We start from the raw sequence: 9,483 nt of genomic DNA on the forward strand, positions 1-9,483 counted from the left end.
TTTCCGCATTATAAATCAAAAAAACATTCGCGGAAATCCTATACAACGAATATGGTAAATGGGAATATCTGTCTGCAGGACAGGTTCCTGAAACTGCCAAAGATGCAGCCGGTAAAAATAAAACTCCACCGTATGATCCCGGAGGGATGGAAGCTGAAATCAGTGACTGTGAGCAGGGAACCGTCCGGAAAATATTTTGCCAGCCTGCTGTTCGACTGTGAAAACCAAACAGCGGAGAAAAGTTATGTCTGGGATATTTACTTAAAATGGGATGGTATATGAATACAGCAGACATATTATGGGTTTTATTTGATATGATATTGCTCGTCCTGTTTGGAAGTACGCTTTCAAGTATCATTAGCTTTCCGTTGACAACACAGGGACAGCTTTCGGCTGTAGGTACAATTGTCAGCGCAGAATATGGTTTTATATGTGGTGCTTATATGCCGATTTCAAATTTTGGACCAGATCTTCAGAAGGCACTGTCTTATCTTCCGAGTACATATGCCACTTCATTGATTAAGAATCATATGCTTCACGGAGTTTTCAGAGAGATGGAGAGAAAAAATTATCCGGATGAAATGGTTGAAGCGATAAGAGACACGCTTGATTGCAATCCGGTATTTCATGGAAATGTGGTGAGTATAAATCAGATGATTGGCATTATGATGGGAAGTATAGCTGTATTTGGAATTATTTACTATGTGGTTACATTGTTGTCAGCGGGTGAAGGCAGACGATAGGAAATATTGTTTTTAGCGGGATATGGAACGATCTGAGTACAAATGAGCAGGAAACAGTAATGTCAATGCTGCGTGGTCTTCGGAAGTAGAAGAACAGTTCGAGTATATGTATCGGCTGTTCTTTTTTTATTTTTTGGCGTTAAAACGGTAATGTTTTTCTTGTGTACAGTAGAGTGCTATAGTATAATAAAACCAGTTTTTTTGCATAAGTATTAAAGCTATAATATGGAAATCGGCAAACCAGATGAAAGTCTGGGACGCAAAGCTACAGGGCCTGTAAAATGGCAGCCAGTTGCATGAAATGAGGTGCACTGTCTGTCTGGCAGTGCTTTTTTATGATAGAGCACTTGAATAAGTAATACAGAAGCTGTTTGGAAAAATATTGTGAAAAATAGCGGGGAGGTTATTGATAATTAATGAATGTAAAATTAAAATCTGGAAGCAAGCAACTGTAGCCTAGAGGATGGGAGAAAAGATGAAGAAGTGCAAATTAGTACAGAATATAATGAATTTCAAATTTTGTTACATTATATTTTGCACAATTATATGTTCTATTGTTTTATCCGTTCCTGCATCTGCCAAAGAAAACTCTGACAATGTTATCCGGGTAGGATCTTTTGAGGAAACTTATAATGTAGTCAATGAAAAGGGAGAAAGAAGCGGCTATGGTTATGAGTATCTTCAAGATATTGCAGGTTATGCAGGATGGACATATAAATACATAACAAGTGATTGGAAAAACTGCTTTACACAGTTGGAAAATGGAGAGATTGATATTCTTGGTGACATTTCCTATACAGACGAACGTGCTGAAAATATGCTTTTTTCCGATATGCCTATGGGGGAAGAGAAATACTACATCTATACGGATGCATCCAATATGGATCTTACAGCAGGAAATTTGGATTCTTTTGAGGGAAAAAATATTGGTGTGTCTAAAGATAATATAGTGGAGGATGTGCTTAATGAATGGGAATCAAAATATGGTCTGCATACGAAGCATATCAATGTTTCTACAACCACAGAAATTATGGACAAACTGTCGAAACATGAAATTGACTGCTTCGTTTCGGTAGAAGAATCCCGTTGGGAAGAATCGGATATTTCACCGCTTACAAGTATTGGAGAGACAGAAATCTATTTCGCTATAAATCCAGAACGTCCGGATATCAAAGAAGCATTGGATAGTGCTATGCGCAGAATCAAGGATGACAACCCATTTTACACAGATGATCTCTACAGGCGTTATCTTTCTGCACAGAGCAGCTCGTTTCTTTCAAAAGAAGAAAGGGAGTGGATCGGGCAGCATGGAGCAATCAGGATAGGGTATCTGAATCAGGATGGAGGTATCAGCAGTGTAGATCCATCAACAGGCAAATTGACAGGTGTTATCATAGATTATGTGGATCTTGCAGAAAAATGTCTGCAAGGTCAGACTCTGGAATTTGAATTAAAGGGGTATGATACAAGAAGTGAACTGCTTCAGGCATTGCAGGATGGAAAAATAGACCTGATTTTTCATGCAAACCAGAATCCATACTTTGCAGAAACAAATGGATTTGCTTTGTCGGATACGCTATTGACTCTCAATATGGCAGCAATTACGGCAAAGGATTCTTTTGATGAAAATAAAGAGAATATAGTTGCCGTTGAAAAAGATAATTTTGCATTGAAAGCATATCTTTCATACAATTATCCGCAATGGGAGGTTGTGGAATATGAGACATCAGATGCAGCAGTAAAAGCAATGCAGAAAGGGGAGACGGATTGTATTGTAAGCAATTCAGGTACTGTTTCAGACTATTTGAAAAATAATAAGCTTCATAGTGTTTTCCTGACAAAAGAAGCTGATGTTTCATTTGCTGTTCAGCAGGGAGAACCGGTTCTTTTGTCCATTCTGAATAAAACACTGACATCTATGCCTACAACTCAATTTTCAGGTGCAGTAGTTTCGTATAATGCTTCCTCACGAAAAGTTACAGCGAAGGATTTTATTCAGGACAATTTACTGGCTGTCTCACTCATAGTTGGAATCTCTATTTTTGTTGCCCTGTGTATAATTCTTGATTCTTTGAAAAAATCAAAACGTGCGGAAGAAAAATCCAAGAAGTCTGCTGAGCAGGCATTGAAGTTGAATCAGGAGCTTGAAGAAAAACAGCAGGAATTACAAAATGCACTTGTAGAAGCACAGAGTGCCAATAAGGCTAAGACTTCCTTTTTAAATAACATGTCTCATGACATCAGGACACCGATCAATGGCATTATGGGCATGCTTACAATTCTTGAAAAAAGTGGAAATGATGGTGAACGGGCAAAAGATTGCCTGAATAAAATAAATGAGTCTTCGAAACTGCTATTATCATTGGTAAATGATGTTTTGGATATGGCAAAGTTAGAATCGGATACCGTGGTTTTTAGTGATGAATCCATCAATCTGGATCAGGTATGTCAGGAAATCACGGAGTCATTATCTTTTCAGGCAGAAGAAAAAGGACTTCATGTTATAGGAGAACATGATGATTACAGTGGTATATATGTTTGGAGCAATGCAGTTCATCTGAAAAAAATATTGATGAATCTGTTTACAAACAGTATGAAGTACAATAAGGTGAATGGTTTTATTTACATGAGTATGAGAACGATTGAAAGATCAGAAGATCACATGACATGTGAATTTAAAATAAAAGATAATGGAATTGGAATGTCAGAAGAATTTATAAAAAATGAATTGTTTACTCCATTTGTACAGGCAGATAATTCCCCACGTTCTGATTATAATGGGACAGGTCTGGGAATGCCTATTGTGAAACAACTTGTAGAAAAGATGGGCGGAACCATAACAGTTGAAAGCAAGCTTGGTGAAGGAAGCTGTTTTACTGTAATACTTCCATTTAAAATTGATACGAATGCACGGCTGGAAGAAAAAGAAGATTTCAATGCAGATATATCAGGTGTCCGGATATTATTGGTTGAAGATAATGAGCTGAATGCGGAAATAGCAGAATTTATACTGACGGAAAATGGGGCTAAAGTAGAAACAGTGAAAAATGGGTTAGAAGCTGTTCAGCACTTTGAAGCCTGCGAATCAGGAACATACGATGTTATTTTAATGGATGTCATGATGCCGGTGATGGATGGGCTTACTGCCACAAAAACAATAAGATCCCTGGAACGGCAGGATGCAAAAACAATCCCTATCATTGCTATGACTGCAAATGCATTTAGGGAAGATGCAGAAAGGTGTATGGAAGCAGGAATGAACGCACATCTTGCAAAGCCATTAGATGATAAAACAATCAAGCAGACTATATGCGAAGAATTGAGAAGCAGTAGGGACAGGTGAAAATTTATTAAACCAGGAGGTTGACAAGGAGACGTATAGAGAAATATATTTGACAGACAGGAGATTTAATATGATTTCGAGAGCAAAGAAATATGTGGCAGTGTTACTGGTTTTTGTATGCGTGTGTATGATATTTTCTCCCCAGACTGCATATGCAGCCGAGGACAGTTCGCAGCATGAAACTGTCAAAGTCGGTTTCTTTGCCATGGATGGATACCATATGATGGATGAAGAGGGGAACCGTAGCGGTTATGGCTATGATTTCCTTCGGTTGATGGCTCGTTATTGGGATGTAGATTACGAATATGTCGGATACGATCAGAGCTGGGATGATATGCAGCAGATGCTTGAAGATGGCGAGATCGACATGGTAACATCTGCCCGCAAAACACCGGACAGAGAAGAAAAGTTTGATTTTTCACGTCCGATCGGAACCAATCATGGGATGTTGACCGTCCGCAGTGACAACAGCACGATTGTGGACGGCAATTACAGCACTTACAACGGTATGCGTGTGGCGCTTTTGAACGGAAACACCCGGAATGAAGAGTTTGCGGATTTTGCAGACAACAAAGGATTTACATATGTTCCATCTTATTTTGATACGACCGAAGAAATGGATGAAGCCCTTCAGAGCGAAAAAGTTGATGCGATTGTTACCAGTTCTCTGAGAAAAACAAACAATGAGCGAATCGTGGATAAATTTGGCAGCAGCGATTTCTATGTCATTGTTAAAAAGGGCAATACAGAATTGCTGAATGAGATCAATTATGCGATCGATCAGATGAATGCGGTTGAGGGTGACTGGAAAACGACGCTTTACAATAAAAATTATGAAAGCATAGAAACTAAGAATCTGGAATATACGGAGCAAGAAAAAAGTATTATTGCACAATATTCCAAGGACAACCCAATTCGTGTTCTGTGTGATCCGACCCGTTATCCATATTCTTATAATGAAAATGGTGAGATGAAGGGGATTATCCCGGATTACTTCCGGAAAATTGCAGACTATGCCGGGATTTCCTATGAGTTTCTTACACCTGCCACCAGAGATGAGTATATTGCTTATCAGAAAAATAAGGAAGCCACAGAGATGAGTATCGATGCACGCCTGGAAACAGATAACTATGCTGAGACGAAAAAATGGGGGCTTACTGCACCTTTCATTACAATGCAGCTGGCAAGGGTGACACGGCGTGACTTTGATGGAGAAATCAATGTTGTTGCTACGGTTGACCAGACAGCATCAAATTCAATTGCAGATGCAATGGCACCCGGTGCAGAAAAGCTGATGTGCAGTACCCGGCAGGAAATGATGGAAGCTGTCCGTAAGGGTAAAGCCGATGCTGCCTTCGTCTACTATTACATGGCACAGGCGTTTGTGAATAGTGACACTACGGGCACCATGACATATACGCTGCTGGAACAGCCTACATTCACCTACCGCATGGTAGTTTCGTCAACAGAGAACCATGCGCTGGCTGGTATTCTGACGAAAGCAATGTATGCCATGCCCCAAAATCTTGTCGAAGATCTAGCAGCACGGTATACCACATACAAAGCAGCAGAGCTGACATTTGTTGACTGGATCCGTCTGCATCCTGTTGCTACTGTTTGGGTTCTTCTTATTTTCGGATGGCTGCTGACTACTATGGCTATGATAGCAATGCGTCTCAGTGCAAGAAAAAAAGCTCAGAAGGCAGCCCAGGAGACGGCTGAGGAAATGGCGGAACTGGCAGAGCATGCGCAGGCTGCAAACAAGGCAAAAACAGCATTTCTGTCACATATGTCCCATGATATGAGAACACCGATGAATGCAATCATGGGATTCACCGGTATTGCAATGAAAAATAATCCGTCAGACGAAGTGAAAAATTGTCTGGAAAAGATTGATGAAAGTTCAGAGCATTTACTGTCGCTGATCAATGATGTATTAGATTTGACTCGCGTGGAAAGTGGAAAAGTGAAATACAATCCGGTACCGACAGATTTGAAAAGTATCACAGATTTTGCACTGGATATTACAAAAGGCTTTCTTACGAACAGGGATATCAGCTTTAAGATCCAGCGTGAAGAAGCAAAGATCCCCAATGTACTTGTGGATCCTGTACGTCTGCGAGATGTGCTGGTAAATATTCTGAGCAATGCCGTGAAGTTCACTCCGGATGGAGGGACGATTACATTTGAAGCCCGGTGTCAGGAAAAGGGCGGGGATGGATATATAAATATGCATTACCGCATTTCGGATACTGGTATTGGCATGAGTGAGGAATTTACAAAAGAAGTTTTTGAGGAATTTGCACAGGAAGATTCCGATGTGAGAACGCAGTACCATGGAGCTGGACTGGGGATGGCTATCGTAAAGAAGTATGTAGATATGATGGGTGGAACCATTTCCGTGCAAAGCAAAAAGCATGAGGGAACCACTTTTACTGTGGATATTCCTCTGGAAATTACTGATAAGGAATGTAATAAGTCAGACACAGGTTTTTCTGAAAAGGTAAATCTTACAGGTGTGAAAGTCCTTCTTGCAGAGGATAATGAGCTGAATGCAGAAATTACGACCGTGCAGCTGGAAGAGTTTGGAATGAATGTAGAAAGAGCTGTAGATGGAAAGAATGCTGTTGAGATTTTCAGAAATCATCCGGAAGGCACATTTGATGTAATCCTGATGGATATCATGATGCCTGAAATGAACGGTTATGAAGCGGCAAAAGCAATCAGGGCGATGAATGACAGACCGGATGGAAAAAACATTCCTATTATAGCAATGACAGCCAATTCATTTGCTGAAGATGTTCAGGCATCGTTGGATGCAGGAATGAATGCACATTTGTCAAAGCCGATTGTGATTGAGGAAGTTATAAAAACGATTTTAAGGTATGTTCATAATGATTAGCAGAGGTTCATGAATTAGTGGAATACAATTGACAGGGCTAAAAGATGACAATGCAGGAGTGCTATAAAGCTATCGGAGGAAACTATGAGGCTGTTTTGGGACGCCTTCACAGCGAAGCACTGATTCAGAGATTTACATTAAAGTTCCTTGAAGACCAGAGTTATCTACAGTTAAAACAGGCATTGGAAAATAAAAATTATGAAGATGCTTTCCGCAGTGCGCACACATTGAAAGGGGTGTGTCAGAATCTTTCCTTTGACCGTCTGTATGAGGTTAGGATTATGAAAACCCATAGTGAGCTTGGCGCGGCTATAATTAAGGATATGGACTTTTCGCAAGATTATCCACTGGTACATACCGCATGGGAAATCTGCAGATGGCACCATGAAAGATGGGATGGAAAGGGCTATCCGGATGGATTGAAAGGTGAAGAAATACTATCTGATTTAAAATAATTCAACTACTTTCGACATTACTATAAATCAAAACAAATTGATTGACAAAGAAAACCTAGAGTTTATGCGGGATTAATGGACTTTATAATCGATGTAACTGTCAAAGCCCCGGCTGCCCTGATTGTTTCATTATCAAATTGACATCTGATTATTGTATAGTATAATTACAATTAAAAACACCGAAGATAAAAGACGGAGGAATTATATGAAAGCACATAAATATTGGTCAGTAGGAGCATTGATCACAATGATTGGTACTTTTTACACTGGGCATAAAGGGTTAAAATCAATCCACAAATACTTTGCGTTAAGCTCTATGCTATGTATGACAATGGCGATATATACAGGGCATAAAATGATTTCCGGGAATAGGAAGAAAAAGGCGAATAAAGAGAAAGTTACAGAGAGGGAGGAATAATTAATGTTGGAAGTAGGGGTCAAGGCACCTGATTTTGAGTTGCCAGATCAAAATGGAAAAATACACAGATTATCGGATTATGCAGGAAAAAAAGTAGTATTATATTTCTATCCCAAGGATAATACAGCGGGATGTACGAAACAGGCATGTGGTTTTTCCGAGAGATATCCTCAGTTTATTGAAAAAGGTGCAGTTATTCTTGGGGTCAGTAAGGATTCTGTATCCTCTCATAAGAGATTTGAGGAAAAATATGGACTGGCATTTACACTTTTAGCAGATCCAGAGCGGAAAGTTATTGAAGCTTATGATGTATGGAAAGAAAAGAAAAATTATGGCAAAGTCTCTATGGGTGTGGTAAGAACTACATATCTTATCGATGAACAGGGAGTTATCATCAAAGCCAATGATAAAGTCAAAGCAGCAGATGATCCTGAAAATATGCTTAAGGAATTAGATTAATGAAGATAATATTATCCCCTGCTAAAAAGATGATTACAGATACTGACAGCATAGCGCCGGATGGATTGCCTGAATTTATTGAAAAGACGACAGAGATACAAAGTTGGTTGAAAAGCAAGTCAAAAGAAGAACTGAAGACTATCTGGAAATGTAATGACAAAATTACAGAACAGAACTTCAATAGATTGGAAAACATGGATCTTTATCATTTACTTACTCCAGCTGTCTTATCATATGAAGGAATTGCTTTTCAATATATGGCTCCATCCGTGTTTGAGGACAGTCAGTTTGAGTATGTACAAAATCATTTGAGAATACTATCTGCGTTTTATGGCGTTCTAAAACCGTTGGATGGCGTGACATCTTACCGCTTGGAAATGCAGGCAAAAGTCGGCATAGGAGATGCAAAAAACTTATATGAATACTGGGGAGATATGTTGTATTGTTCAGTGATCGACAACAGTAGGATTATAATTAACCTGGCATCAAAAGAATATTCCAAATCTATAGAAAAGTATCTGACATTACGGGATAAGTATATTACAATTGTATTTTGCGAGTTATCAGGAGATAAACTGGTGACAAAAGGTACATATGCGAAGATGGCTCGTGGTGAAATGGTTAGGTTCATGGCTGAAAATAGTATTGAAAATCCTGAGGATATAAAAAAATTTGACAGACTTGGCTATGCGTTCAGGCATGATCTATCGTCAGATACGGAATATATTTTTGAACGCAGAATAGAGATAACATCTTGTTAAAAAGGTACTTATTGTAGGTATTTTTTTAATAAAGTGATTCGATTTAACTTAAAAAATCATTACAATGTCAGGTGTGTAAAATGCGGTGAGGTATCAGGTGTAGACGTGGATGAAATATCAGACTTGATAGAAATGATTCATGACACGAATGGAATAAAATATTTAGATTATGATATTTCATTTAAAGGTATTTGCCCAAAATGCAGGGAGAAAGTAAAGGAATAGCATAGTTATTGAAATGAATATTATTTAAGGTTCAGGATAAATTGCAAAATGCAGACAAACAAGAAAAAAAGTAAAAATATAATAGGTATTATACAGAGTTTCCTTATATTGATATTAGTAGTTCTTATTATTTTTATGATGATTCAGATTAGTAGGCTACAGGGGACAGCACGCGTA

At 38.8% G+C, this 9,483-nt stretch carries 5 protein-coding genes, 5 pseudogenes and 1 riboswitch; all 10 genes and pseudogenes read left to right on the top strand.

Translation table 11 applies throughout. The features are described from left to right. Positions 1-282, top strand: a pseudogene (locus tag I4V44_RS17445) (hypothetical protein); the annotation flags it as partial. Then, positions 243-743, top strand: a pseudogene (locus I4V44_RS16640) (ABC transporter permease); the annotation flags it as partial. The pseudogenes I4V44_RS17445 and I4V44_RS16640, both read left to right, overlap by 40 nt. Before the next feature lie 224 nt (positions 744-967). Then, positions 968-1,043: riboswitch (cyclic di-GMP riboswitch) on the top strand. A 175-nt stretch (positions 1,044-1,218) separates the two neighbouring features. After that, positions 1,219-4,086, top strand: a complete 2,868-nt coding sequence (locus I4V44_RS16645) for a response regulator (protein WP_196002994.1) — start codon at positions 1,219-1,221, stop codon at positions 4,084-4,086. 70 nt (positions 4,087-4,156) lie between these two features. After that, on the top strand, positions 4,157-6,988 hold the full coding sequence (locus I4V44_RS16650) for a transporter substrate-binding domain-containing protein (RefSeq protein ID WP_118588112.1): 2,832 nt from the start codon (positions 4,157-4,159) through the stop codon (positions 6,986-6,988). 50 nt (positions 6,989-7,038) lie between these two features. Beyond that, positions 7,039-7,248 (top strand): annotated as a pseudogene (locus I4V44_RS18395) (Hpt domain-containing protein); the annotation flags it as partial. Between the two features lie 9 nt (positions 7,249-7,257). Then, positions 7,258-7,425, top strand: a pseudogene (locus I4V44_RS18400) (HD-GYP domain-containing protein); the annotation flags it as partial. A 223-nt stretch (positions 7,426-7,648) separates the two neighbouring features. Continuing rightward, positions 7,649-7,861 carry a DUF6219 family protein gene (locus tag I4V44_RS16660; protein WP_118588109.1) on the top strand — a complete coding sequence of 71 codons (213 nt, stop codon included), beginning with the start codon at positions 7,649-7,651 and terminating at the stop codon, positions 7,859-7,861. 3 nt (positions 7,862-7,864) lie between these two features. Then, positions 7,865-8,320, top strand: a complete 456-nt coding sequence (bcp, locus tag I4V44_RS16665) for a thioredoxin-dependent thiol peroxidase (RefSeq protein ID WP_055057979.1) — start codon at positions 7,865-7,867, stop codon at positions 8,318-8,320. Beyond that, a complete protein-coding gene (gene yaaA / locus I4V44_RS16670) occupies positions 8,320-9,081 on the top strand; it encodes a peroxide stress protein YaaA (RefSeq protein WP_118759592.1) in 762 nt (253 codons plus the stop codon). The genes bcp and yaaA overlap by 1 nt, the downstream gene beginning before the upstream one ends. 42 nt (positions 9,082-9,123) lie before the next feature. After that, positions 9,124-9,306, top strand: a pseudogene (locus I4V44_RS18405) (transcriptional repressor); the annotation flags it as partial. Positions 9,307-9,483 lie beyond the last annotated feature (177 nt).

This window comes from Blautia sp. 1001283B150304_161114_C9 (assembly GCF_015668165.1).
Taxonomy (GTDB): Bacteria; Bacillota; Clostridia; order Lachnospirales; family Lachnospiraceae; genus Blautia_A; species Blautia_A wexlerae.